Below are 24605 nucleotides of genomic sequence, written 5' to 3' on the forward strand. Positions count from 1 at the left end.
GCTTTCCATGAAAGATGTCGTTACCGGCAGGCTCGGCAGCACTGTTAGCCTGACCTCCGCAATTCTGCTGTATGAATCGCCGAAAGGTGCGTGTTTCGCAACCGTTCATCCGGTCGAGGTTCCGGAACGTAGCGGGCGCGCTGTTATCGGCGCCGGTCGGCCGGTCTCGCGCGAGGCGCTCCTCAAGGCGCTGCGCGCGCTCGACGAAAACGCCGCCGCGAAAGCGGCGTTTCTTCCATCGACGGTGCTTGGCCTTACGAGTCAAGCTGTCACCTGGTGGTGTGCGCCCGCGCCGCGGCGCGTGTTTTTCAGGTGCGAAGAGCTAGGGACGCGCACAGCCGTTGTGCCGCATCCGGGTTTGGTTTTTCAGGCCTCGATTAACGGCTTCCGCGTGTTCTCGGTCAAGAACTGCGATCGCCCGGGGCCCGATACCCCACTGTTCGAGCCGCCGTACTTCAACACGTGGAACGACGGTCTGGTCTGCATTGGTTCGGCACGCGTGCCCTCGCACATCGACGTGGACTCGATCTCCGGTTGGGAGTCGGGCTTCTTCGAGTCCGAGTTCACCCATCCGAATCACGGAGGCAAGCGTATCGCGTACGAGACGGGCGAGTTTGCCTTCTGGCGCGACATGCTCGACGGCAAGTTCGAAGCGTTTCCTCTCGATGCGCTGGTGCCGACCAACGGAACGGTGCTGAAGCTGATCAATGCGCGAGGCGATGCATGAATCCAGTCGATATCGCACTTCAGGGTTCGTTCCCGTCAGTGATGGTCCCCACGCGTGAGCCGGTCGCACCGATGAGTGCGTCCGGTGAGCGCCTGCTTATCGCGTCCAACGGGGTCTTTCTCGAAATCAACCGTCCGTGGGTGCATCTGGTTCGCCGCCTGTCGTCGTTTGACTGGCGGACACCGGTCCCTTATGGCAAGGCGTTCGAGCGAACCGATCTGCTATGCGGTTCTGTGCCACCCGCTCTCGTTGCGCAGTTCGCAAGCATGGCGCGGGCGGCGCTACCGAATGAGATTGGCGCATGGATCGTGTGGAGCGCCGTCACAGGGGCGTTTCGGCTCGTTGGGCTTCCATCGCTCTCTCATGGACCTGCTCACCTCCACTACGACCGTCCCTTGTTGCATGAGGGCGAGAGCCTCGTCGTCGATTGCCATTCGCACGGTCGCAGTCGTGCTTACTTTTCGTCAACGGATGATCGCGATGACCAGCATGACGTGAAGTTCGCGCTTGTGCTGGGCAATTGTGATCGCACGCCGTCGGTGGCGCTGCGATTGTGTGCGAAAGGTCGCTTTGAGACGGCGGGAGCTGCGCCGGAGCATTGGCTGGCGGCACTGGCAGAGGAGGGCGCATGAACGGATCCATCAGGCACATTGCGCCGCCCGAAATGCTCTCGAGGGCGTGGAAGGTCGTTGTCGTTGGTGCGGGCGGCACGGGCAGCGCGTTATTGCCTTCGCTCGCACGTTTGCATCATGCAATGCTTGCGCTTGGCCATCCGGGCGGCATTGAATGCGAGGTCTACGACGACGACACGGTCAGCGAATTCAATGTAGGTCGGCAGGGGTTCTATCCCAACGACGTCGGGCAGTACAAGGCATCGTTGCTGGTGAATCGTCTGAACCTGCTGATGGGCACGAGCTGGCGGGCTGTCTCGCGGAGGGTTGATTCGTCGACAGCGCTGCGCGCCGATATCGTGATCGGCTGCGTTGATTCGCGCGCAGCGCGTCACGCGATTGTCCAGTCCGCGAGGCGAGGTGGGTGTCGCTACTACCTAGACTGCGGAAACGAGAGGGATCGTGGCCAGGTCATTCTCGGCGAGCTCGGCAAGGGCCGGCCCGACAGGTTGCCCCATGTGGGCGATCTGTTCCCGGATATGCTGAACGCAAAGAACGACAGCGGCGACAATACGCCTTCGTGCTCGATGGCGGACGCGCTGCGTAAGCAGTCGCTCGTCATCAATCTGGCGATCGCGGTGCAGGCGTTCAACCTGCTGTGGTCGTTGTTTCGCGATGGTGGGCTGAAGTTTTCGGCTGTGTTCGTCAACCTCGCAGCGGGGCGCACGAACCCTTTGCCGATCGATCCCGCAGCGTGGGCGCGGTTTGGCTATGAGGCACCTCCCGCAGCTGAGACCGGGAGAAATCCTGCGCGCGGCCGTAAGGCTGCATGACGGCGCGCACTGATGCTCTGAGACACTGCTGGCCGCTGTAGCGGGCAGCAGTGTCTGAAGGAGACTTAACTTGCCGCAGCGGCGACCCACATCCATCGCAATATTGTTCAACTGACGCGGGCAATAGTCGGGGGATTCAAGATCGTTGACGGTGTTGCCGCGCGATGGGGGGCCGTGCCGTCGCGGCTAGTTCATTTTCCTCACAAGATGTACGGCCGGTACCCCGATCGAGTTTGTAAAGCGAGCTACTGTCAGCTTTGCCTTTCGCCTGACTCGATAAATTTCATTGAGCAAGGTTCTGCGAATTTGTAACCGAGCTTACTTCAACAATGAAAACTATATTGATTAGGAATCCAACAAAGTATAAGTGATCCGATCGAAGCGACAACCGCAACTGCTTATATAGATACATCCGCATCCCAACGACGCGGCGCGGGCCTATATCTTTGCTCAGAATTCGGTCCGCCCGGACATCGCTTCATCGGAAGTTGTAGCAGAAGCTCAACTAAACCTCGCACATAGTGCTGGATCGTCAGCAATGAATGATTGAGTTGTCATTGGTTGCATTTGCAACTAGTAATTCGAACTACAATGAAACGGCGAAAACCGAGTCGTGGGTGGTTGAAATGACTAACTTGGTAAACTGAATATCTTGGGAAGTATTTGCTGCAATAGAGAGTTGGTTCACCGCTTCAGCCGGTATCCAGATCTAAAAATCCACGCGACAATTGCTAACAATACGGAAAATAGTGATGCGATCACCGCAAGGCTGTTTATCAGCTGTGTGTCTCCGAATCCGTAAAAACACCAACGGAGTCCGCTTACCAAGTAGACAATAGGGTTAAACATTGTCGCGAATTTCCACGCCGAGGGCAGCATGTTCACCGAATAAAAACTACCACCCAAGAACGTAAGTGGGGTGAGGATCAACAATGGGATTAGCTGGAGTTTCTCAAAACTGTTTGCCAGAATTCCAATTAGAAGTCCGAGTAAACTGAAGTTAACTGAAATAGTCAGCAGAAAGACGAGCAACCAGAGCGGATGTAGTATGTGGAGGTTAACAAATGGGATTGCGGTAAGTAAAATAATTATCGAGACAATTATTGATTTGGTGGATGATGCTGCAACATATGCTGTTGCTACTTCCCAGTGTGAGATAGGCGCAGACAACAGTTCAAAAACCGCGCCGGTGAATTTTGGAAAATAAATTGCATAAGATGCGTTTGAGACGCTTTGTGTCTGTAGGCACAACATCACGAGCCCAGGTACGATAAAATTGCCGTAGGAGATTCCGTTTATGGTGCTAATTTTCGAGCCGATGGCGGAGCCAAAAACTACAAAATAAAGCGTGGTGGATATTACGGGGGCGAGAACATTTTGCATTGCGGTTCGCCAAGTGCGAGCCATTTCGGTACTATACAACGCCCGAATAGCGTAAATGTTTACGGTTAACATACGGAAATCGAAGAGTTTGAGGGGCGGGACGTTAGGCTCAGAAATATGTCTTCCAGAGAACTTTGTGACGTACTAAAATCTTTAACGCCAATTCGGCTCATACGCAGCATGTCCATCAAATCGAAAAATCGGTTATCTTCATTCGATTCATCGTAAGTATAGACAAGCGCCCATCCGAGAGAATCGATTTGTAAAGAGAATTTCGTGAGCTGTGACGGAATTTCAGAAATTTGTTGCTCAAGTTGGATGGTAAGCTTTTTCTTTCCGAATCGACGCATCAGCACATTTTTGTCTGCGGTAAGCAGAAATTTACCACGCTGAATGATCCCGATACGATCGGCAATCCTCTCCGCTTCGTCGAGATAGTGTGTCGTAAGGAGTATTGTTACCCCCTGGTCACGAAGTGAACTGACTAAGCGCCAAGTGTCGTCGCGTAATGCGACGTCGACGCCGGCAGTCGGCTCGTCGAGGAACAAGAGACGCGGCTCATGGGCCAAGGCCTTGGCGATCATTACTCGACGTTTCATTCCACCGGATAATGTCATTATTTTGGCATCGCGTTTTTCCCACAAAGATAGAGATCGAAGGACTCGCTCGATGTGTGGCCGATTTGGGGCCTTGCCAAATAATCCACGGCTGAGCGCGACCGTAGCGCTCACTGTCATGAAGGCGTCTACACCAAATTCCTGCGGAACGAGACCGATGAGCGAACGTGCAGCACGGTATTGGTTCTGTAAGTCGTGACCTGCTATGCAAATTCGTCCTTCAGTTGGTTTGACTATCCCGCAGATCGTGTTAATTAATGTCGTTTTGCCAGCACCGTTCTGACCGAGTAGGGCGAATATTTCACCGGAGGGAATACTTAAATTAATATTATCAAGTGCTTTCGATCCAGCTACGTAGCACTTCGAGAGATTGGAAATCTTCAAGGCTGGAGTAGAAGCTCCAGATGTCCGCTCGGTGTTTTTATCTGCGTCGGATTGAAAGGGCATTTTGACGTTGATAGTAATCATGACCCCTCCCCGGTCGATGGGTTTAAGTTCGGTGGTATTACTTGCGTACATAAGTTAGATAGGTGAATGGTGTATTGCCGGAGATAGTCTCGCTTTCTATAATCTCAAACAAGCTCTCATCAAAGCTTGGAAAATGTCTAGACCCACCGAAACTGGCGTGTATTTTAGTTAGATAAATTACCTTTGCAAAGGGAAGGAAAATCCGGTAAATCTCTTCTCCGCCGCCAATGAAAATTGCATCGTCGGTCATTTTGTCGGCTATCCGCAAAGCGTCGATAGGGTTTGAAACTTGGGTGGCATCGAAAGACGAATGCAGCTTTGATCTAGTCAAAACAATGACATTGCGGCCAGGTAGTCCGTTGGGTATGGATTCGAACGTCTTTCTACCCATAATAACGGATTTTCCAATTGTAAGTTCTTTGAATCGACGCTGCTCTCCCTTTATGCGCCACGGGATGTCGTTCGCATCGCCTATTACGCGGTTTTCGTCCATTGCTACAATCAATTTAATTGGTTTAATTGATTTTGCGATTAATTCCAGAGGGTCGGTCATGATTTTATCCAATTTTAAATAGACTGGTTAAATATATTATCAATAATTTGGATTGGCTGTGAGCAATTCACGGCAATTATCGAATAAGTTTATCTTTAAAAATACTGTAACAAAAAATGTTGTCACGGCTGACTTTGATTTCGGCTGCGCGGATAGACCAATTCGATAAAAGATGGTCAACTGCAGCTTCCGCGAAATTTTCTATTCCACGGTCGAGATATAGGATGATAGTATCCCGCATTACATTGTAATCAATAACATCCGAGAGAAGATCATTTTTACTTGGCGAGTCTTCGACGTCAACGTAAATCTCGGCGTTGACCCGGATCCCATTGAATTCTTTTAGACCGATGGTGTTTATAGGTCGAAAATTTCTTAAGAACAGGCGTCGACAGCTTGTTCTTAGGCGATCAGCGAGTTCGGTGGTGCAGGTCAATTTGAGCGCTCGTTACGTTACGTTTGTTTTGACGATCGGCGATGAGGCAGAGGTAATCGAGCTCTCGAATTTTCGTCTTTCGAGAAATCCGTATTCGACCAAAAAATTTTCCCAACTTCTGGGCAGTGCGCCAGATGTGGCAAAGTTCGAAAACTCCAGATCGGAGGCCTTGAAGATGCTGAGCGCCCTCCTATTGCGACGCGCACTTCGACGTATCGCTTCCACCTCCGTTGGAGTCTCTGGGAGAGCGTAAAAAAAGACTGATGCGAATTCCCGCGGTGTTGTCTGGTCGGACTCGACATCATGCCAAAGCCTCAAGTCCATCGCTAAAATGTCGCCCGGAGAGACCGGTTGGCATACTGAATCAAGTTCGCTTGTTAGGGCCGGGGATTTGACTAGGCGCTCCCAGATTTCTCGCTTGTGCGACGCGGGAAAAATGCGCAAAGCGCCAGAGCCGGGAGTCAGAGGCTGGAGATAAATATTAAATCTTATCCCTTTGAGCTCCCAGTCTTGTGCGTCGCTGTGGCAATCAGTCGGTCCCTTTGCACGGTTGACGTCGACCATTACGCAACATACTTCACTTCCTACGGCGCGTTCGGCGAGTAAGCGAAGATCAGGGTCCATAAATAGCAATTTCGCGGCATTATGATCCGCAGAAAAAAGTGGCGACCACTGAACAACATTTCCCCCTCGGAAGTCGCTTGCCGGTAAGCAGGCTTTTGTCGCCGTTTGCAATTGAGTTAAATTCTCTTTGGTCAACGCCTGCTTAAAGACGGCGTAGCCATCGGTCGCTATTCTTTTCGCTTCTCGGGTATCTAATATAAACGACATCAAATTTCCCTCCGGTCGATGACGACTGTGTAATATGCCCCCCATCGAACGCCTGCTTTTCTGAAAATTAATTGAAGAAAATATAAAATTTCAAGCGCTGCGCGGCCTAATAGATTGTCAGGAATTAAATTCTCTAGATCTGTGATGAAGAGAAATCGATAAGGGTAAAAACTCAATATTCCATCTTCCTCGAATTTTTTCCACCATTCCGGAGTAACCGCGGACCAATAAAGAGACTCATTCCGGAGCTTTCCGAGATTTCTGTCGCTAGTCGATGGCAAATTTTTCCCCCGTCGAATGCGAAATTTCTTCAGGATCTTGCTTAAGTTAACTCGATGAGGATTGTATGTAACTACGACAAGTCTACCGCCGGGTCGCAGAACGCGCAGCATGTCTCGAATTGCGAGCTCTTGATTTTGGGAGGGAACATGATTTATGACATTGACGGAAAGAATGCAGTCGATGCTTGCGGCGCGTAACGGTATAGCGTCGACGGATCCGACAAGCCTAAAGCGCTGATTGGAAGCATTGATGCGCTGCATCGCGACGTACGATAGGTCGAGAAGAAATATCTTTTTGAACGTCAGGTACAGAGATTCGTACTCTGCGTGCTGCAGAGCGCCTGCACCAGCATCGAGGAGGGTGTCGCTAAAGTTGAAAAAATGACGCCGCAACGCTGCTCTGCATCGAGCTTGATAGAGCTTGCTAACCGACCTCTGGTCTTCCCAGAATGACTTATCTAACGATTCTCCTTTCGCATCGCGTTGCCATCCAATCAAATCGTAAAAATCCTTAACGGATTTTGTAATGTCGTGCATTCTTTTGTCTTTAGGAACTCGCATTCACATTAATTTTGAACTATGTTAGGGTTTCTTCGCCAGTCACCAGTGGTGAAATCTGTGTTTTACGCTGTTCCATCAACGCTATGCCAACACAAATTAGGAGTCAAGATTGAGAACATTCAATATGCATGAAGCTCAGTGTGCTCTGGAGCGGTACAACCGAGAAGAGGTTCTAAAATTAGACGCTCGGGCGACTGCATTGTTCAGCGGTGGACTTGGCGTTGACGCTGTCGAGATCGCACGACAGGTGGACTTTGTCCTGTATGAATATGGTGGTTTAGCAGACCATCGGATCAATGGACTGTCAGATTCGATTTCTGAAAAAATTGTCAGCCAGAGAGACGCTTGGCATACCCTGCTGAATGGTGCGACTGAATATTCATTCGGCATGATTGATTGGCAGTACGAATCACCACGCGCGATTCACTTCGATTGTTTTGGCGATCTACGTAAGCAGGGTAATGTTGCACAAACTCGGTGCCTAACGAAATTCTTACATCTACTGCGCCCACAAGCATTCATCGTCCAAGATCGTTGGATTGGTCGTGGACTTGGGGTCGCGGTGGAGGATGCTGGCGGAGTTAACGCATACGGCGCGTTTGTGGAAGGATTTCTATCGTTCGTCAAAGCGCACCAAGACATCATTCCGGTGCTTCGGAAGACAGAAAGTCAAAGAAGTTGGAGTGATATCAAGCTGGTCGACAAGATTCTTCTTTGTCGACGCGCGGCTGACACGAAGTATCGCTTAGCAGCATAGAGGCGTTCGTAGTGACGAGCGTGAAAGCCCGTCACTACGAGGATGTTTGTCGGCGGCTTTACGCGGTCCAGCAAGGGCGCACGCGTACTGCGTTTAGGTGTTCGCCGGTTCGCTTTTTTCAAGCTAGAGGCGCGAGTGTTGAGAGAGGCTAAAGGAAAAGTCGCAGTTGTTAGCTCTTCATACGTCGAGATTGTGAGAAATTTCTTCAATGCTTCACGGTCTTGCAGTAGGGGCTGGGAGATATCGGGAGTTTGGTTTCCGGAATCTAGTCCATCGTTTTCTAATATAGATATTCCGGTCCCGCGGTTTCCTCTAAGGAGGAGTTCAAACGCGTTTGGTGTTGATGAGCGTAGTGCCGAGTTGTTTGAAAGCATCTCCACTGTGCGGCCCGACTTGGTTGTCCTTGTGCGCTATCTATTTTTGGTACACCCGCCGCTCGAATATCGCGGCAGAATTATAAATGTACACGGCTCTTTGCTTCCGGCGTACGGAGGAAAGGGCCAATACGGTGTCCGTCTGCAAGAGGCAATACTCCAGGCGGGGGAACGTAAGACCGGATGCTCCGTCCATTTGGTTTCGGAACAATATGATGTTGGTGACATTTTAGCTCAAGTGGCTATCCCAATTGATATGAAGGATACGCCGGTAAGCCTTCATCGCCGTGTGGCAGACTTGGAGGTGAAAACGTTGATCGGCGTCATAGATGAGCAGGTGCTTAAATTCCGGTGAGTACGTGAGCAAGAGATTTAAATTTACGCGCAATACTAATTTGGGGAAAGTGTGATAACAGATCTATCCCAGTATTTGCCTCTAATCACCGACGTTGAAACCGGGATCTTGAATAGCTCTGCGCAATTATATTTCGATAATGAGCAAAGCTTTAATGTCATACGCGGAAGTCTGCCCATCATCATATCTGCGCCGCACTGTGGCGGGATGATCAGAAATGGTCAGGCAAAGTCACCCGAGGTGGGGACGGCAAGTGTCGCGCTCATGCTCAACGCGATTCTCGGCGCTTCCGTGATTTACACGACGGGCATGGGCAAGCTGGACCCAGCCTCAGTTCCTCACTGCGGTTTCAAGGATGCGCTAACTGGGCTTGTCGAGATCAATCCTCCGTTGCTTTTGATTGATATTCATGCGCTCCATTCTCTTCGATCGATAGACTGTGATCTGGGATCAATGCATGGAAAATCTCTTCTTGAAAGTAGTTTTTTCGCTGAATCGCTTAAATCACACTTTCGTTCGAGTGGACTGAACCCCATAACTGAAAATAAGTATCCCGCTACTGGGCCATGGACCATCACTCGCTGGGGATTTGAGCGCAGAATACCGTCGTTGCAATGCGAGATAAATTCACGCTGGCTTATATATCCTCAGGCAGAACGTTCTCAATTTGAACGATTTGAGCGATTGATTTTCGGTATTTGCAATTCTATCTCGCAGTTTGTGGGGGTTCGAGGTTGAATTTTTTTGAATTTAATATTCCGCAGGAGCCGGGGTTAGTGTCGTACGGAAAGGCGAGACGCATTCTTCAGGTGAGCCAATATGAATTCAGAGATTTTAGAAGCAAGGCATCGTATTATTGCTAGCTGCATTGATGGATTGTATGAAAATCATAAAAATAGGATTATCTTCTGGGATCGAAATTCGAGAAGCGAAAGGAGTTTTAGTGAATTTCGAAGCGATTTGCAAGTGATTTTAGAAAAGATAAATACCTTGACGAATGCGAATGATGTTAAGAGGATCTCTATCATTGGGCCGACGTGCTATGAGTGGTTTTTAATTGATGTTGCATGCATCTACTGCGGATTAATGGTTCACGCTATACCGGAAAGTGTATCGACGATTGAGTATGAAGATCTCCTGACGGGGCAAGAAATTGATCTGGAGTTTGTTCATGTGGAGTGCAGTAGGCGTATTAATATCTCTCGGAAGGTAGTATTTTTTGGGGATTTTTCATCGGATCTGAAAAGTAATCATCTTCTTCACGTTCCACAATCGATTGCCCCAGAACCTAGGGCAGTTCAGGGGCCACATTACAGTTATGCATTCTCATCCGGCACTCAGGGGCGACAGAAACTTTTAAAACTACCATATCCAGATCTTGAGCTCAGCAGAGGAAAACTTGGGCGAGATAAGGGAAGGGACTCACGCAGTGAGCCCGACAGCATCTTCATTTGGATGTCATTTTCCCATTATCTTCAGCGTTGGTTTTCTTTGCAGGCGCTTTTTTTAGGATTTGATTTAATTATTTCCAAAAATAAAGATGCCGTGGTAAATATCATGCGAGAGAGACCAACTGTCATGGCATCGGCGGCGATTCTCTATGAAATGATTGCGTGGGCGGCAGAAAGAAAAATTTCGGGGCTTAGGGCAGATGCTAGGTTTGCCCTCAACGTTTTTAATTTCTTAAAAATCAATAGATTTCATTATAAAAACCCGGTGAGGAGACTGTTTGATTTTGTTTATCTGAAAAACTTGACTAAGCTTTACGGTGGGCGCCCGGAGCAATTTATTTGGAGTGGATCGTGTGTCAAGGAGGAGGCACTAAGAACCCTTGATCGGATTGGGCTTCAAGTATATGGCGGCTATGCATTAAGTGAACTTGGGCCGATTTCTACTGATCGTAGAGAGTCATTCAGATTAGGCAGTGTTGGTCGTCCTACGCAGAAAATTAAAATATCAGAATCGGGAGAGATATTGGTGAAATGGTCAGAGAGCATGCGAGATGCGAGCAATTTATTGATAGATTCTGAGGGATATGTTCATACCGGAGATTTGGGGTATCTCGATCAGGATGGTTATCTTTTTGTAGAGGGTAGAAAGGACGATATTATTGTTCTATCAACTGGAAAAAATATTATTCCCGTCGAGATTGAGGGGAGAATCCGCAGTGTTGCAGGTGTTAGTGACGCAATTATTTACTCTGATGACGATATGTATTTAAAGGTCATTTTGGAGATCGACGGCGAATCAATTGATTCGCACATTATCAGAGATTCGATTGGAAAAATTAACGGTCGATTGCGGGATTACGAGAAAATTATTTCGTTCAAATTGATGGGTGATTTTCGTAGTGTAGAGGGAGTGGTAACGCCGTCGGAGAAAATTAAGAGGAGGGCGATTGTAACTGCTGCACGCTCGATCGAAGAAATCATGATTTGATTTTTGTTTTCCAGAATCAAATTGGCGTCGACAGAATCTTCGGGCCAAATTGATGGTGCTCACGTAGCTTGTCGAGCGTTGTTTAATTTCAAAGGAGTTGATATGAAAGATCGGAATAAGATGGTTGGGAATCTCTCCGAAAATCAAGTTACTGATTTGACGGAGGAGGAAATTGACATGTTGGCTATCGGAACGCTATTGATGAGTGAGGTACCGCTAAGCAAATCCGAGTAAATCCGATGTGACCTGGCGACACCGCATTTCTACGATGCGGTGTCCCACAATAGAGGCAATATGAATAGAAATTCGGTTGTCGCAATGTCTCCAGACGGAGATGGCTGCCCAGTAGTTTTGGTGCATGCACTCGCCGGATCGATAATGTTCTATCGGTCATTGGCGAAGAAGTTGGTGGGGCAGCGCGCCCTTTTCGCAATTGAGGCGAGTGGATTGCGAATAGGTGAGACGCCTCTTTGTTCGGTCCAAGAAATGGCGTTGCGTTATCACGCCGATATTAGGCGATCTCCGATTGGTGATAAATTCGTATTGGGTGGATTTTGTTTTGGGTGTCTCGTGGCTCTCGAGTTGGCCGCGATCTATCAAATGAATGGAATTTTGCTTCCGCCGTTGGTTCTGATTTTTCCGTCTTTGGGGCGATCCTTCATGACTTGCGACGAGCAAGAGTTTTTTAGTCTCGAATCTGCTCGTAGGGCGATCGATCGGCTTCCTGAAAATCGGCGTTTCAGTGCTTTGGCTTTTTTCGACCGATTGAGAGATGTTTATGCGGTTCATGCGCGGGCGATGAAATCGCACACTTTAAAACGCGTCAAATGTGATGTCAGAATAATTATTCCGCGTGATTTGCCGGATGAGGATTTTTATATGATGAGGAGGCAGTTCGATGCCGCAATATTTGGTTCGATTGAATATGTAAAGATAGATGTCGAAAAGAATTCGGCTTTTGAGGACGAAGTGGCGTTGGAATCCATCTTTCAAATATTGAAATCTATTGATTAGATGTTTTTTTAAATTAATTAAAAATATATGGATTCAGAAATCAATATAATGAGACGGCTCATTGTTGATCTGCGAGGATGCGAGGCTGTTTTTTTGCCGCAAAATGATCTTGATTTTGACTCATTTGAATTCATTAGAGTGCAATTGTGGTTGGAGGAGTGTAGGGATATCGATCAACATAAATTCACGTTGCACTTCGATCCTGGCGCGCTTAAGACGGAGGGTGATTTGCTGGAATTCATAAAATTTGTTAGAAAATAGTGATCGCATAGATGGGAATTTTCAAATTGAGTTCGGACGCGGCCACGACGTGGAATTAAATTGCAATTCCTTCTGAACGTTTGTAGATTGCGATGAATGCGCTTCTCTGCGCGGATCGTGCCACGTCGCCGCGCGCAGGGTGTTTCCGGCTGTGCGAATCCGGCCGCCGACGAAACACATAGCGATTCGGCGAGCATTCGGGCCGCCGCGCGCGCGCCACTACCACATACTGTCCCTATTCCCCGCGCCACTGGCGCATCGACCTACCCGCAGCAGCATGCTGTCGCGGGCATTTTCTTGAGGCCGTCCAGGCCAACGGGCCCTTCGCCCGCTATTTCTACCCCGTTGGGAGCCAACTCCCAACGGGGACGCGGCTCCCTTTTTTATTCCAGGAGCTGCACCATGATCCGCATCGTTCTCAGCCTCGTTTTCGCAGTGGCTGTCTCTGCACTTACTGGCTGCGCCAACCTGACCGACTTCGGCTCGCCGAGCGTCTATCAGCGCTCGGACGTCCAGCGCGCCGGCACGCTCGAACCCGCTGTGGTTATGCGCGTGCGCCGCGTCACCATCCAGGCTTCGTCCGGCGGCTCGGGGTTTGAGAACCTCGTCGTCTCGGGCGTCAGCGCTTTCCTGGGTTCCCAGGTGATCGGTAACGGCCGTGGCCGCTATATCTCCGGTGCCATCTCCGGCGCCGCATCCGGCTTCATCGCGCAGCACGTCGGCGCCGCGCTCTCCCGTACCGCTGGTCTCGAAATCGTCGTGCGCAAAGCCGACGGCTCGCTGCGCGTCATCACGCAGCCCGATGACCAGCTGTTTTCTCCCGGTGACCGCGTCCTCCTGATGGACACGAATTCCGGTATCCGCGTCACGCACTGACTCACTCCACTTGCCGGCGCGAGCCGGCTTTCTTCCTGCATGGCGGGGCCCTTCCTTGTGAAGCGCCCCGCCTTTTTTATTTCGAGGTTTGAATGAACCACACGAATTGCGTCATGCACGCCGATCGCCGCAGTGCGGGCGCCGAGCGCGATGCGCGCTTCACGCGCCGCGCGCGCGGCTTTCTGCATCGCGTCGCCGGGGACCTTCGTCTGCGCGCGGGCGAGCACGAAATCAAGGCTGAGCCCTGCCGCCGTGGCAACGGCTGCCGGGTCTCGCTCAACACCGATCGCCTCATTCTGGAGGTGACGGATTCCCCCTCGCGCGGCACCGTCGCCATGTCGTTTCGCACGCGTCGTGGCCGCTCGGACCTGTCCGGTGGCGGTGACAACGCGGTGAGCGCTGAGCAGCTCGGCACCCGCGAGGGATACGAATCGCTGATCAGTGCGCTGCGTCTGGCCAATGGCCTGGACAGCGAACGCCGCTAGGAGGGGGAGCGTGGAAATCATCGAGATCAAGATCGCGTTCCCCGGTGGGCTGACCATCACCGACAGCGCGACCTGGCGTGAAAAGGATGGACTGGTCTATGTTTCCGAGCGCCTCAAACAGGCGTTGCGGGAGCTGGATACCACGGAAGCGCCGCCTGCGGTAACGGCGACGTGTCGCGGACAATCCGTTGCTTTGGAGCCCACATCTAGTGGGGATTTTCGCTTCAAATCTGGGCTAATCATTCGGCATCTTCCGAAAGGCGTCCTCGCGCAGTTTCGGCAGATCGCGATGCAGCCGTCGAAGGATCAAAGACAGCAGATCGGTCGGTTCCTTCATACGCTCTCAGCCGGCGCGACGATCGGTGCCATTGGTTTCTGGCATTCGACCACGCAATGGAGTCTGGCGAACGACTTCTCGGTTTGGAGTCTTTGCATAGCGGCTGTGATACTCTTTTACTTCGGGATTGTTTCCATGGACGGAGAATAACGATGGGCTTTGGTCTCTTCGTATTGGCTGTCACGGCTGTGTTCAGCGGTGTCGCAATGGTTATGAACCACAACGGACGCAAGGCTGACCGCGAACGCCGCGGGCACTGACGCATAAAACGCTTGAGCGCCAGCTTGTAGCTGGCAATCATCACTCAAAGGGCTGCACCTCACGGTGCGGCCCTTTTCTATTTCTGGACCATCCACATGAACACCACTGAACTGGATCTGCCGGTCGCGCTCGCGGCCGCGCCGTTCGACACCGTTGGCAAAACGGTTGGCGCGGTTGTCAACCTCATCGCCACCCGACTTCGCAAGGCTGAGCTGGAACCGGAGTGGGCTGTCGCCGCCAACTGGGTGCCGAACGCGAGCGACTCGATGGCCGGGCTCAAGGCTGAAGCCGCATGGCCCGAGCGCGCTGATCGCGACCGTCTTTGTCTGTCGGTCGCCATCGGCCCCTCCGAGGGCTGGCTGGTCCAGATCGATCACGTTCGCCTGCATGCCGCTGGCGATGGCGGCCACTGGAGCAGCTTGCCGCTCGTGCGCATCAAGACGCTGACGCGCTCGCACGCGTGGGCCGTCGCGGCCGCCGTGTCGCGCATGCTCGATATCGACTGACGCAGTTTCCTCTTTCTCTTTTTTCCCTTGCGGGGCATCGCCCCGGATGGGTGGTGTCTCGCGATTACGGAGCCATCATCCATGTATACGCTTTCCATTCCCGGTACCACGCTGTCCACGTCTTCGCTCGTAGGGCTGTTCACGCTGTTTCGTGACGAGCGCGTGCGTGCAACCGCTACCGCGCAGATCGAACTCGGCGGCGCGCCGGCGGGCGTGAGCGTGACGCGCTATAACGGCGTCCTCGCGCTACGCCAGCCGGGCACTGCCGGGCAGATTCTCGCCGCCATGTTCGCAGAGCACCGCGACGCCGAGTTTGTCGAGCCCGATGGCGCTCAGCGCCAGTCCTGGCAGGTCGTACCCGCCGCGTGGGACGGCCTTTTCGCGTTCCACGACGTCTGCCGACAGCCGCAGTTGCTCCTGTCGTCCGATCAGATCGAAACAGAAGACGCCAGCGCGCGCTCGCGCGGTACACGCTTCTTCCTCTCGGACCTGAGTGCCGAAGCACTCCTGACCACGTTCGGTTTTGCCGCCTGTGGCCCGGCTATCCCGGGCACGCGGGAGACGAACAGCCGTCACGAAGTGCAGGTGGCATATGCGCTCGCGCAGAATCTGCCGGTGCCGGACCGTGTGCTCGACGCGTACCGCGAAGACAGCGAAGCCTTCAGGTACGGCCTCGAATGGGCCGGGACGCTGATTCAGTTGCCCGAGTTGCGTGGCGCGATACCCGTGGAGAAGCTTCGGCCGATCCTCGGGGTTATGCGAGGCGAGGGCAAGGCAGTCGACGCGAACAACGCCGACGTCCTGACCATGCTCGCCCGGCTGCTGCCGGCTCAGCCGACGTACCCGCAGGTCGACGATCTGCTTCATTCGCACGGGCTGATCGACGATCTGGCGCTGCCGGACTCATTCGGTACGCCGGTCGACATCGGCGAGCCCGTGACGCCTCTGGCGGAGCGCGTACGTGAACGGGTGGCCACGCTCATCCGTGATCGCTCGATCGCGCATGCCGACGGCGAGTTGAAGGCGGGTCACATCAGCCGCCGTGCGCATCGCGAGCGCTGTGACGTGGCACGCTTGCAGCATGGCCGCCATTCGTTCGAGCAGGGCAACCGGCTCGCGCGCGCGCTCGCGAACCGCGATGTTGGCACGCTCCTGGAAACGCTGGATCGCGCTGACGAGCACAATCGCGGAAGCAAGCAGGCGTTTTACGACACGTTCGGCGTGAAGCTGATCGGCGTTCGCGCCGCCCAGCGTCGTCGTGCAATTTTCTCGTTGTGCGGCCACACCGAAGAGGAGCAGGCCGCGTGGGAGCGTGATGCGGTTCAGCGCAAGGCTGAGCGCGACGCGCAGCGCGATCTGGCGGATGCACGAGAGATCGCCGGGCGCGCGCGTTATGTCGGTGCGATGTGTGGCGAGATCTCGGGTGCCGAGCACGTGGATCGTGCGATCAACGACGGCTATTCGAAGATCGAGAGCTTTCGTCGCGGTGCGGCGCGCGTCTACGCGCTGGTGCGTGGAACCGAGCGCGAAGGGCGTCGGCTGAGTGCACAAGACGGCACGCTCGCCTACGCGCGCGCAGTGCTCGAACAGCGCGCTGCCTGAGGAGACGGACATGCGTTTCGATCGCCAACCACGCCCGGAAGGGTATCAGTGGACTGCACGCAAGGAAGCTCTCCATCTGCGCCGTGAGGCGCGGGAGGTGGAAAAGATTGCGCGCGACTACCCTCTGTTCGTCGGTGAGTTCCAGCCTCGGCCGACCGTGCCTGTTGAAGAAGAGCGAAAGCGCCGTGAGCAGCAGCTCATGGAGAGCGAGCAGCGCTGGCGCGATTTGATGGCCGAACAGTGGCGCGGGTCACGGCGCGAGTATTTCGCGTGTCCGCCCGCGATGCGCGCGGCGATCATGGGTGAGTGGAACCACTGGCGTGGGCCGCTCAGACCCGTGTACTTCACCTATCTCGTCGAGAAGCACAACGGGGTCGGCGAAAGAAAGTCGCAGGCTCATCGCGAGCAGGAAGCGGCCATGATGGCGCGAATCCGCGAGCGTGAGACGGCACAAGCCTCGTTGTTGTCGCGATAACAATCTGCATCGAACCGGCGCCTCGTGCGCCGGTTTTTTTTCGGCCGTGCGCCGGTCGTTTGTGGCGAAAGCGGTATGAAAATCGCCACGATTGCGCCGGGGCCGCAGCGTACGCACGCCTAAACTGGCATCTATCACCCGCGTCCATGACGCATCGACCACGCCGGCCAGTCCGGCATACACCCCGCCTGCAAGGGACCACGTCCCCAAATGGGCGCGGCGCTTTCAGGCCTTCTCCAGATGGAGGCTCCATGAACCAGCAAACCGGCACCGTGTCGCTCGCGCAGATAGAAGGCGCGATCAACCACTGGCGCGAGCGCCGTCCGCCTGCCGATGCCGAACATCCGGTGCTGTGCGCAGAAGCACGCGCACTCGCCGACGTGTACGGCCTGATGATCTTCCGCGGGGAGCAGAGCGTCGAGCGCTCAACGCTCACCGAACAGCAGCACGCCGCGCTCGCGGCCGCCGCCCTGTAGTCCTCGCCACGCGCTTCACGGCGCACGTTTCACCTTATCGAGTCGCCGCGTTCGCGGCATCTCATACATCCCGCCGGGACACGCGCCCGCCGGGGACGTGACTCGCGCGGGTTTTCTGCACAGGAAACCTCACTATGCAAGTCAACGCTTCCCAGTTGAAATCTCTCCTTCTCGCCTACGTGCCCCAGCGACTGCCGGTCATCGTCAGTGGTCGCCCGGGCGTCGGCAAGAGCGAAATCGTCGAGCAGGTCGCGAACGAACTCGATCACGATCTGCTGATCAGCCATCCGGTCGTTGAAGATCCGACCGACTCGAAGGGGCTGCCGTTCGCGGCACCCGACGGCAAGTCGGCGCGCTTCCTGCCGTTCGGCGACCTGGCGCGCGCGCTGGAGGTGCGCAAGCGCCCGTTGATCTGGTTCCTCGACGATCTCGGGCAGGCTTCCCCGGCAGTCCAGGCCGCGAAGATGCAGTTGCTGCTCTCGCGTCGCATCGGCGAACACACGCTGCCGGACAACGTCACGTTCCTCGCGGCCACCAACCGGCGCAAGGACAACGCGGGCGTGAGCGGCATTCTCGATCCACTGATGGACCGCTTTGCCACGCACGTGGAGCTGGTCGCGGACATCCAGGAGTGGACGTCGTGGGCACTCGCCCATGGCGTGCCCGCCGAGCTGGTCGCGTTCCTGCGCTTCCGGCCGGACCTGCTCTCCGCGCAGAAGGCCGCGGGCGACATCTCAAAGTCGCCGAGTCCCCGCAGCTGGAACTTCGTGGCCAGAACGATGGGCGTGGTCCCGAAGGATCTGGAACTGATCTCCTACGCGGGTTCGGTGGGCGAGGGCGCTGCGAAAGAGCTGATGGCTTTCATCGGCATCTATCGCGAGTTGCCGTCCCCCGACGCGATTCTCGCTGCGCCCGATGCAGCCGCGATTCCAACCGCTCCGTCGGCGCTTTACGCGATCAGCGCGGCGCTGGCGATGTACGCGAAAGAGAGCAATCTCGCCCGCGTGCTGGTCTATGTGAACCGTCTCATCGACGCGGGCTGTGCGGAGTTCGCCGCCCTGCTGGTGACGGATGCCGTACGCAAGACGCCAGCGCTCGCGAGTACGCACGATTTCATTCGTGAGTGCACTGGCGCTGAGAGTAGTATCGGCAAGCTCATCCACGGCTGACCGGTGCAAGCAGGATATGGCTATGTTCAATCACCGGATTGGGAAGTTCGCGCGTCTCGTGAATGCGACCCACGGTCTGCCAGAGTCTGTTCTGGTCACTATCGTGAAAGCTAGTGACCTTCACTCCCCCTCGTATCGCGCTGCAGCGCTTCGACACCTCGTTGCGTGCTCGCCGATTTCCGTCACGCTCGGTTTGCCCTTCGCCCAACGTCGTCGCCTTGTGCGACGTCATTACGGCGTTTGATGCACCAATTCCGGCGGCGACTCGCCGCCGGAGAACCTCTTAGCCAACGCTTATTTCCCCTCGCAGGAGCACGCCCCTGCTGGGGCGCGCTCCTCCATCCATTTCCGCCAGGAGTGCAATGTGTTTAACGAACTCATCGAACAGTTCAAGGCCGCGCAGGTTGCTGCTGCCGATGCGTACCATGCCGTGTCTCGCGCTGAGAGGCTTCTGTTTCCCAACGTCGAGTCCTATCTGCATGCAACGAAGACGCGATCGAGTTACAAGACCGAGCGTGAGCTTTCAAGCTTTTGCAGAGATCTTGCTGCTGCGATCGTGCGGCGAGCATGCAGAAACTTCGCGCCGCCGGGAGGCAGTTTGAGTATCGCCCGCGAGGACGAACTCGAAGAGTGCGGGATCGACCTGCATGAGGCGCTGGAAAAAGGGGAAGTCCCTGATCTTGACGCGCTGTGGCGCCATCTGGAACGTAAGTTCTCGGGCGAGGGCGGCGCAACGCTCGCCTACGAGCAGGCAGCGCGCTCGATCATCGACGGGTTCTATCTCAAGCCAAGCTCGGAGATGAAGCGAACGAGCAGCGGCGTCGTGATCGACATGTCAGCCCAGAGCGAAGAATGCTGGAACCGAAAAGGACAGCGGACCCTGAGTGTGTATGCGCGAGATCGTGTAAGTGCATGTTTTCGTGGTCTCGCTACCGTGGCGCGAAAGGCAAGCTTCGACGAGCTGGCTTCGCAACTCGCCGACGGGCGGTTTTTGGGGGAGGAATACAGCTCGCGCGCGAAGTTGTCCTTCAGCGGGCTCGACGTGACACGGTTCAACGACAAGTGGCAGTGCCGGTTCTCCTTCGCTGTGGGCGATGCGCTGTCGCTGTTTATCAGTGAGTTCGGCGCAGCCTACCTCTCGACGCGCGGTTGATCTGACCGCGCTTCTCTACATCATCGGCTCGCTTCGGCGGGCCGTTCTTCATTTCTACGGAGATTTTATGCAATTCGGTTTCGATTTTGAGGCCAGGGACTGGTATGCGCCGCTACGACGGATCCAGAGTCTTGGCGCGCTCGATCAAGGCGTTGCGCATCAGGGAGAACTGGCCGCGGCACGGCGTCGACATCTTGGCCAGTTCTTCACGCCGGAGTTGGTCGCGCGCTACATGTGGGGTTTCGTCGAGCGGTTTTGCCCGAAGCGCAAGGTCTATGTACTCGATAATTCCATTGGATCTGGTCGGTTGCTTCAGTACGCCGATCCGGAGCGGCATACGATCGCGGGCGTTGACGTCCACGAACCTGTCGTTGTGGCGTGTCAGGCCGCGTTCGAGGCTGCCGGGTTTTCTGTCACGATCAGGCGCGCCGGGATGGAAGATATCCGGCCTTCGCGGTACGACATCGCGATCATCAACCCGCCTTTTTCCGTGCATCTCGAATCGCCGCACCTCCAACCTCTCGGATGCACAAGCGCGGGCCGGTATGGGCCGAACACCAGTGCGCTCTCACATGACTACGCACTTGCTCAGGCGCTTGAGGGCGCAAACATCGTTGTCGCGCTTCTACCTGCCACCATGGCAGAAGCTATCGCGGGCGCGACCCAGGCGGGCAATGCCTTCTATTACCGAGCGGCTGCGCGTCTGGCAGGCTACTTCGAGCTGCCAGACGATGCGTTCAGGGAGGAGGGCGCGACGGTCAGAACAGCGGTGCTTGTTTTCGATCGCTATCGGGTAAGACGGGGCGATTTCGTCCGTGCGTCAGCGGTGCTTAACGCGCCGGCCCCCGCACTTGGGTTGCACTGGGAGGAGGGGTTCTTCGACCGCCCGCGCCTGAATCTGCAGACGCTGGACGACTCGGTTCCCGCGATCACCCGGCCGGTCACGGGCGACTGCCGCGTGCGCGTAGCGCATGACGGTCGTCGCATTCGGCTCGGCTTCGGGTGTGGGTTCACCGAGGCGATGGTGCTCAACGCTATTTTCGATCACCGGATTTTCTCCTCGGATGGACATCGCTTGCCGACAGGGTTTCGATTCGCCGGACAAGGAAGGCTGGATCTCGAGGCGTATCTCGTGCAGGACGATCCTGGTGCGGCGTTCGACCAACTGCTCGCGTGCATCCGTGACGCTGGCGGGAATCCTCTCGTCGCGGCGGGGCTGCGCGAGCACCTTCAGCGGCGGCGGCGTCGTTCGCAACGACAGGGTACGCCGTTGCGCCACGAGGTTTATACGGCCGGTGCGGGGTCGGCGAACTTCGTAACCGGAACCTCGCGAGTCACCCACAAGGTGGATGAGCAGCGATGGGCGAGCCCGCTCATCAAGGCGGGTGAGTCCATGACGTTCGAGCGTGATGGCGACGGACGCTATCGATATGTGTGCAACGGGGGCAACTACTGGCTTGCGGCCGACGAGCTCAACGCGCGCTTTGCCGTGGAGAACGTCGTCCAGGGCTGGGAGATTGTCCATAAGGGGCTGGCCGGTCGTTTCCCCGCTCATGCCGCCGCGTTGCGTCGCCGTGTTGAGTCCCTCGGAATCCCGGCGTGGCTTGACTGGGATTTCCAGGTGGATGACCTGATCGAGACACTGATGAAGCCGACCGGTTGCGTGATCGCGTGGGAGCAGGGCTGCGGGAAGTCGCGGCTTGCGCTCGCGATGATTCTCGCTGCTGGCGTCAAGCATGGCCTGATCGTTGTCGAGTCGCGGTTGATCGCGGAAATGCTGGCTGAAGCGGCACTCACCCCGATCGATCCGGCGGAGGTGAAGGTCATCGAGTCAGCTGCGGACCTCGATGATCTGCGACGCTTCAACCTGATCTCGTACGAGCGGTTGCGCATGGTAGTCGACGCTTCGAAGTCGCGTCGTGCGACCTACGCACATCGGTTGCGTCGGCGTATCGGGCTGCTGGTGGCTGACGAGGGCGAGCGGCTCGCAAACCCCACCAGTGAGCAGAGCCGGGCGCTGTGGAGGTTATCAGCGCGCCGCCGCTATGTGCTCACCGGCAGCCCGATCCCCAACTATCCCCGCGATGCGTTCGGCCTGATCGCCTTCTCTGGAGGCGATGGGACGGCCGCACAACCGTACGGATACCGGCGCGGCTTTCTTGAGCCGTGCTGGCTGACGTCCGTGGAGTATGCGCAGCGTGGCATCGACCGCTTCCGGGATGACTTCGTGGTCACGGAGTGGGTCACCTGGCAATTTGCGGAAAGCCTGCAGGACGGTGCGAAACGCGAGGTACCGAAGATTGGGAACCTGCCGCAGTATCGCGCGATGCTTGCTCCGCATCTGAAGCGCCGTCTTGTGTGCGAGCCCGACGTTGCGAAGTACATTCGTGTCGATCCGCCCGCTACCCGTGTACACGAGATTGATTGGGATCGGGATCATCTGGCGGTGTATCTGAAGGCGGCCGATGAATTTGCGGATTGGTACCGCGACAGACGCAAGGACGGCGGTCGATGCAATCTCGTCACGGTGCTGGCCCGCATCCGTGCCGTGCACTTCGCAGCCAACTTCCCGCCGTATGGGATGGAAGGGGTTGGCACTGTGCGTGGGCTGACCAGCAAGCAGCGCGCGGTCGTTGAGCGCATGCGCGAGATTGCCGCCGAGGGCAAACAGGCGATTCTCTTTGCCGAGAATCCCGGTGTGCTCGACCGGATCGCTCAGGAGCTTCAGGCGAGCAAGGTGGAGTCGGTGCTGTTCCACGGAGGCATCCCGATCGCAAAGCGCGTGAAAGCAAAGGACTCGCGCTTTATCACCGGACTTGCGACGGCGCTGTTGTCCACAAAAGAGTCCGGTCGCGCAGGCTATAACTTGCCGAACGCCGACTACGTGCTGTTTTATGACCGTTCGTGGACGTGGCGTGCCGAGTATCAGGCGATGCGCCGCGCGCTTCGCTGGAACCGGAAGGGAACGTTGCAGGTGGAGTACTTCCACCTGCCTGGTAGCATCGATCTCTACCAGGACCAGATGGTTGCGCACAAGCGCGATGCGATGCAGGCGGGACTCGACTGGGCCACGCCAGAGATGGAAGACGAAGCGTTTCTGCATATGGATACGCTGCTCGACCAGTTCGTTGAAGATGTTGCCTTGCTACATGGGGAGAAGAAAATTGATATGCGCAAGCTGCTAAAGGAGGCTGCATGAGGCACGACCGGCCGGTGACCGTTCTGGTAGGCGACGGTGTGGTAACCGTCAAGCGTGAAGGATCAAGCGCTGCGACTGTCGCTGCGATCCTCGGGCGCGTCGAGCGCGAGGGGACCGAGGTGCTTTGTCTTGATCGCCTGGTGCATGAGTCGCACGAGAACACCTTCTCAGGGTGGTCGGTGAGTGGAGCGGTTACGACGCTGCTCTCACGTCCGATCCAGTCCTCGCAAGCGTGACGAGGTGTTGAAAAAAGGGGGGCGACGGGAATTCCGGCGCCCCCCTTTTCTATTCCAGCGCCGCCGCGGTGAAAGCTGGCCATTTCTGATCATGATTCGTTCCGACGACGGCGCGGCGCATGGTTACGATGGGCCTGCATCTCGCGTCTTTTGACGCATCGACCCTGCCGGGCATCACTCTTTCCGGCTAACTGCAGCAGTCCTTTCTTCGCCGTCTCCCGACGCGCATCTCTTTCATCCACCGACATATCGAGCGAATCGATTCTGGACCGCAGGTGTCGTGATCTGTCGTCCTTCCCGGGCAACCGGTACTGGACCCCGCTTTCCTTCGTTGTTCGGCCACCGCAAGGGTAGCCCGCATCGCTTTCGCCCTTTCCTGCCTCATTCATCCAATTATTTCTGGAGCTATTTCCATGAACATCACCGATATCCAATCTCGCGTCATGCTGTGCTCGGTCACCATCTCGTCGTGGGCGGCCCGCCGCTTCGATGAGAAAGTCACCGAGGAGGTGGAGAAGAACCACGCCACCAAGGGCATCGGCCGCTTCAACAAGCGACTGCTGCCCGAGCACGCGCCGAGCTTCAAGGAAGTGCTGTCGCTGGGCGGTCGCATCCGCCGCCACTTCTATGACCACACGCTGGAATACAACCAGCTCTCCGTGCGTCTGCTGCCGACCCAGATCTACATGGAGTTCGCGGAGCAGATGCGCCGCATGAAGGATGAGTTCGATCTGGCCGTGCAGGTTTTCCTGACCGACTACCTCGACCTCAAGGAACTCGCTCGCGCCGAGATGAACGGCCTTTTCAACGAGGCGGACTATCCGACGCTCGCGCAGCTTGGCGAGAAGTTCGGTGTTCGCATGTCGGTGCTGCCGTTTCCTGACGCCAGCCAGTTCGGTGTCGATCTGCCCGAAGACGTGCTCACGAGCCTGCGTGGCGAAATCGATCAGCACGTGATGCGCTCGATCAACAACGCCAGTCAGGACATCGTGCACCGCCTCTACGACGCGGTGTCGGCGATGGCAAACCGCCTGTACGCGAGCAACAACGTGCGTATGGATGTGGCCGTCAATGTGCGCGAGCTGTGCGGGCTGCTGCCGAAGCTAAATTTCAGCAACGATCCGCAGCTCGTCCATATTCTCGAACAGGCCAAGCGTCATCTGGCCGTGCACACGGGCAACGACCTGAAGGAATCCGACGTGCTTCGCTCGCAGGTGGCCGCGAAGGCCAGCGAGATCGAGGAACTCATGGAGGCCTTCATGGGCGGCAAGCCGCAGGTGGCCATGCCGAAGCCGGGCCACGCGCCGCAACTGCGCATCGCAGCGTGAG

General features: G+C 55.6%; 25 protein-coding genes. 19 read left to right on the forward strand and 6 right to left on the reverse strand.

Annotated elements, in window-relative coordinates; all coding sequences use genetic code 11:
* Window positions 1-7 precede the first annotated feature (7 nt).
* From BMY06_RS31585 to BMY06_RS31595, 3 genes are read left to right on the forward strand one after another with little or no spacing between them, the layout of a single operon-like run.
* Complete coding sequence (locus BMY06_RS31585) at window positions 8-727, forward strand: PRTRC system protein B (protein ID WP_074987034.1); 720 nt, start codon at window positions 8-10, stop codon at window positions 725-727.
* The gene (locus BMY06_RS31590) at window positions 724-1359 is read left to right on the forward strand and encodes a PRTRC system protein A (RefSeq protein ID WP_074987035.1); all 636 of its coding nucleotides are present in this window, start codon (window positions 724-726) and stop codon (window positions 1357-1359) included. Before BMY06_RS31585 ends, BMY06_RS31590 begins: the two co-directional genes overlap by 4 nt.
* Window positions 1356-2171, forward strand: a complete 816-nt coding sequence (locus BMY06_RS31595; protein ID WP_074987036.1) for a PRTRC system ThiF family protein — start codon at window positions 1356-1358, stop codon at window positions 2169-2171. The genes BMY06_RS31590 and BMY06_RS31595 overlap by 4 nt, the downstream gene beginning before the upstream one ends.
* 684 nt (window positions 2172-2855) lie before the next feature.
* Here the strand turns inward: BMY06_RS31595 and BMY06_RS31600 are convergent.
* From BMY06_RS31600 to BMY06_RS31620, 6 genes are all read right to left on the reverse strand, one after another.
* Window positions 2856-3626 carry an ABC transporter permease gene (locus BMY06_RS31600; protein ID WP_074987037.1) on the reverse strand — a complete coding sequence of 257 codons (771 nt, stop codon included), beginning with the start codon at window positions 3624-3626 and terminating at the stop codon, window positions 2856-2858.
* A complete protein-coding gene (locus tag BMY06_RS31605; protein ID WP_074987112.1) occupies window positions 3620-4618 on the reverse strand; it encodes an ABC transporter ATP-binding protein in 999 nt (332 codons plus the stop codon). Before BMY06_RS31605 ends, BMY06_RS31600 begins: the two co-directional genes overlap by 7 nt.
* A 58-nt stretch (window positions 4619-4676) precedes the next feature.
* Window positions 4677-5192 carry a dihydrofolate reductase gene (locus BMY06_RS31610; protein WP_074987038.1) on the reverse strand — a complete coding sequence of 172 codons (516 nt, stop codon included), beginning with the start codon at window positions 5190-5192 and terminating at the stop codon, window positions 4677-4679.
* 76 nt (window positions 5193-5268) lie between these two features.
* A complete protein-coding gene (locus BMY06_RS39120; RefSeq protein ID WP_124263233.1) occupies window positions 5269-5628 on the reverse strand; it encodes a hypothetical protein in 360 nt (119 codons plus the stop codon).
* Window positions 5629-5640: 12 nt separating this feature from the next.
* On the reverse strand, window positions 5641-6459 hold the full coding sequence (locus BMY06_RS31615; protein ID WP_074987039.1) for a phytanoyl-CoA dioxygenase family protein: 819 nt from the start codon (window positions 6457-6459) through the stop codon (window positions 5641-5643).
* Entirely contained in the window at window positions 6459-7277 is an 819-nt protein-coding gene (locus BMY06_RS31620) for a class I SAM-dependent methyltransferase (protein ID WP_074987040.1), read from the reverse strand. Before BMY06_RS31620 ends, BMY06_RS31615 begins: the two co-directional genes overlap by 1 nt.
* A gap of 133 nt (window positions 7278-7410) precedes the next feature.
* Between BMY06_RS31620 and BMY06_RS39125 the strand changes: the two genes are divergently transcribed.
* The 16 genes from BMY06_RS39125 (at window position 7411) to BMY06_RS31695 (ending at window position 24604) form a co-directional block, all read left to right on the forward strand.
* A complete protein-coding gene (locus tag BMY06_RS39125) occupies window positions 7411-8058 on the forward strand; it encodes a hypothetical protein (protein WP_124263232.1) in 648 nt (215 codons plus the stop codon).
* 42 nt (window positions 8059-8100) lie between these two features.
* Entirely contained in the window at window positions 8101-8787 is a 687-nt protein-coding gene (locus BMY06_RS40530; RefSeq protein WP_080180117.1) for a formyltransferase family protein, read from the forward strand.
* A gap of 108 nt (window positions 8788-8895) precedes the next feature.
* Window positions 8896-9525 (forward strand): N-formylglutamate amidohydrolase, encoded by a 630-nt coding sequence (locus BMY06_RS39130; RefSeq protein WP_124263231.1) that lies wholly within the window; start codon window positions 8896-8898, stop codon window positions 9523-9525.
* Window positions 9526-9606: 81 nt separating this feature from the next.
* Complete coding sequence (locus BMY06_RS31630) at window positions 9607-11226, forward strand: AMP-binding protein (RefSeq protein WP_080180116.1); 1620 nt, start codon at window positions 9607-9609, stop codon at window positions 11224-11226.
* 294 nt (window positions 11227-11520) lie between these two features.
* Entirely contained in the window at window positions 11521-12240 is a 720-nt protein-coding gene (locus BMY06_RS31635; RefSeq protein WP_080180115.1) for a thioesterase domain-containing protein, read from the forward strand.
* A 663-nt stretch (window positions 12241-12903) separates the two neighbouring features.
* A complete protein-coding gene (locus tag BMY06_RS31640; RefSeq protein ID WP_074987044.1) occupies window positions 12904-13377 on the forward strand; it encodes an outer membrane lipoprotein in 474 nt (157 codons plus the stop codon).
* A 92-nt stretch (window positions 13378-13469) separates the two neighbouring features.
* Entirely contained in the window at window positions 13470-13862 is a 393-nt protein-coding gene (locus BMY06_RS31645) for a hypothetical protein (protein WP_074987045.1), read from the forward strand.
* 10 nt (window positions 13863-13872) lie between these two features.
* A complete protein-coding gene (locus BMY06_RS31650; protein WP_074987113.1) occupies window positions 13873-14349 on the forward strand; it encodes a hypothetical protein in 477 nt (158 codons plus the stop codon).
* A 206-nt stretch (window positions 14350-14555) separates the two neighbouring features.
* Window positions 14556-14966, forward strand: a complete 411-nt coding sequence (locus tag BMY06_RS31655) for a hypothetical protein (RefSeq protein WP_074987046.1) — start codon at window positions 14556-14558, stop codon at window positions 14964-14966.
* A gap of 27 nt (window positions 14967-14993) precedes the next feature.
* On the forward strand, window positions 14994-16568 hold the full coding sequence (locus BMY06_RS31660; RefSeq protein WP_143064449.1) for a hypothetical protein: 1575 nt from the start codon (window positions 14994-14996) through the stop codon (window positions 16566-16568).
* Window positions 16569-16578: 10 nt separating this feature from the next.
* A complete protein-coding gene (locus BMY06_RS31665) occupies window positions 16579-17043 on the forward strand; it encodes a hypothetical protein (RefSeq protein WP_074987048.1) in 465 nt (154 codons plus the stop codon).
* Between the two features lie 251 nt (window positions 17044-17294).
* Complete coding sequence (locus tag BMY06_RS31670; RefSeq protein WP_074987049.1) at window positions 17295-17519, forward strand: DUF3717 domain-containing protein; 225 nt, start codon at window positions 17295-17297, stop codon at window positions 17517-17519.
* A 134-nt stretch (window positions 17520-17653) separates the two neighbouring features.
* Entirely contained in the window at window positions 17654-18688 is a 1035-nt protein-coding gene (locus BMY06_RS31675; RefSeq protein WP_074987050.1) for an ATP-binding protein, read from the forward strand.
* A gap of 364 nt (window positions 18689-19052) precedes the next feature.
* A complete protein-coding gene (locus BMY06_RS31680) occupies window positions 19053-19841 on the forward strand; it encodes a hypothetical protein (RefSeq protein ID WP_074987051.1) in 789 nt (262 codons plus the stop codon).
* A 67-nt stretch (window positions 19842-19908) separates the two neighbouring features.
* Window positions 19909-23040, forward strand: a complete 3132-nt coding sequence (locus BMY06_RS31685) for a DEAD/DEAH box helicase (RefSeq protein WP_074987052.1) — start codon at window positions 19909-19911, stop codon at window positions 23038-23040.
* 649 nt (window positions 23041-23689) lie between these two features.
* Window positions 23690-24604 (forward strand): hypothetical protein, encoded by a 915-nt coding sequence (locus BMY06_RS31695; protein ID WP_074987054.1) that lies wholly within the window; start codon window positions 23690-23692, stop codon window positions 24602-24604.
* Window position 24605: the final 1 nt, after the last annotated feature.

Origin of the sequence: Paraburkholderia tropica (genome assembly GCF_900109265.1) — a bacterium.
Taxonomy (GTDB): Bacteria; Pseudomonadota; Gammaproteobacteria; order Burkholderiales; family Burkholderiaceae; genus Paraburkholderia; species Paraburkholderia tropica.

Bases quoted from the DNA above. Each gene is read 5' to 3' on its own strand.
- BMY06_RS31585 (WP_074987034.1), top strand. From the start codon at position 8: ATGAAAGATGTCGTTACCGGCAGGCTCGGCAGCACTGTTAGCCTGACC.
- BMY06_RS31590 (WP_074987035.1), top strand. From the start codon at position 724: ATGAATCCAGTCGATATCGCACTTCAGGGTTCGTTCCCGTCAGTGATG.
- BMY06_RS31595 (WP_074987036.1), top strand. From the start codon at position 1,356: ATGAACGGATCCATCAGGCACATTGCGCCGCCCGAAATGCTCTCGAGG.
- BMY06_RS31600 (WP_074987037.1), bottom strand. From the start codon at position 3,626: ATGTTAACCGTAAACATTTACGCTATTCGGGCGTTGTATAGTACCGAA.
- BMY06_RS31605 (WP_074987112.1), bottom strand. From the start codon at position 4,618: ATGCCCTTTCAATCCGACGCAGATAAAAACACCGAGCGGACATCTGGA.
- BMY06_RS31610 (WP_074987038.1), bottom strand. From the start codon at position 5,192: ATGACCGACCCTCTGGAATTAATCGCAAAATCAATTAAACCAATTAAA.
- BMY06_RS31615 (WP_074987039.1), bottom strand. From the start codon at position 6,459: ATGTCGTTTATATTAGATACCCGAGAAGCGAAAAGAATAGCGACCGAT.
- BMY06_RS31620 (WP_074987040.1), bottom strand. From the start codon at position 7,277: ATGCACGACATTACAAAATCCGTTAAGGATTTTTACGATTTGATTGGA.
- BMY06_RS40530 (WP_080180117.1), top strand. From the start codon at position 8,101: ATGTTTGTCGGCGGCTTTACGCGGTCCAGCAAGGGCGCACGCGTACTG.
- BMY06_RS31630 (WP_080180116.1), top strand. From the start codon at position 9,607: ATGAATTCAGAGATTTTAGAAGCAAGGCATCGTATTATTGCTAGCTGC.
- BMY06_RS31635 (WP_080180115.1), top strand. From the start codon at position 11,521: ATGAATAGAAATTCGGTTGTCGCAATGTCTCCAGACGGAGATGGCTGC.
- BMY06_RS31640 (WP_074987044.1), top strand. From the start codon at position 12,904: ATGATCCGCATCGTTCTCAGCCTCGTTTTCGCAGTGGCTGTCTCTGCA.
- BMY06_RS31645 (WP_074987045.1), top strand. From the start codon at position 13,470: ATGAACCACACGAATTGCGTCATGCACGCCGATCGCCGCAGTGCGGGC.
- BMY06_RS31655 (WP_074987046.1), top strand. From the start codon at position 14,556: ATGAACACCACTGAACTGGATCTGCCGGTCGCGCTCGCGGCCGCGCCG.
- BMY06_RS31665 (WP_074987048.1), top strand. From the start codon at position 16,579: ATGCGTTTCGATCGCCAACCACGCCCGGAAGGGTATCAGTGGACTGCA.
- BMY06_RS31670 (WP_074987049.1), top strand. From the start codon at position 17,295: ATGAACCAGCAAACCGGCACCGTGTCGCTCGCGCAGATAGAAGGCGCG.
- BMY06_RS31675 (WP_074987050.1), top strand. From the start codon at position 17,654: ATGCAAGTCAACGCTTCCCAGTTGAAATCTCTCCTTCTCGCCTACGTG.
- BMY06_RS31685 (WP_074987052.1), top strand. From the start codon at position 19,909: ATGCAATTCGGTTTCGATTTTGAGGCCAGGGACTGGTATGCGCCGCTA.
- BMY06_RS31695 (WP_074987054.1), top strand. From the start codon at position 23,690: ATGAACATCACCGATATCCAATCTCGCGTCATGCTGTGCTCGGTCACC.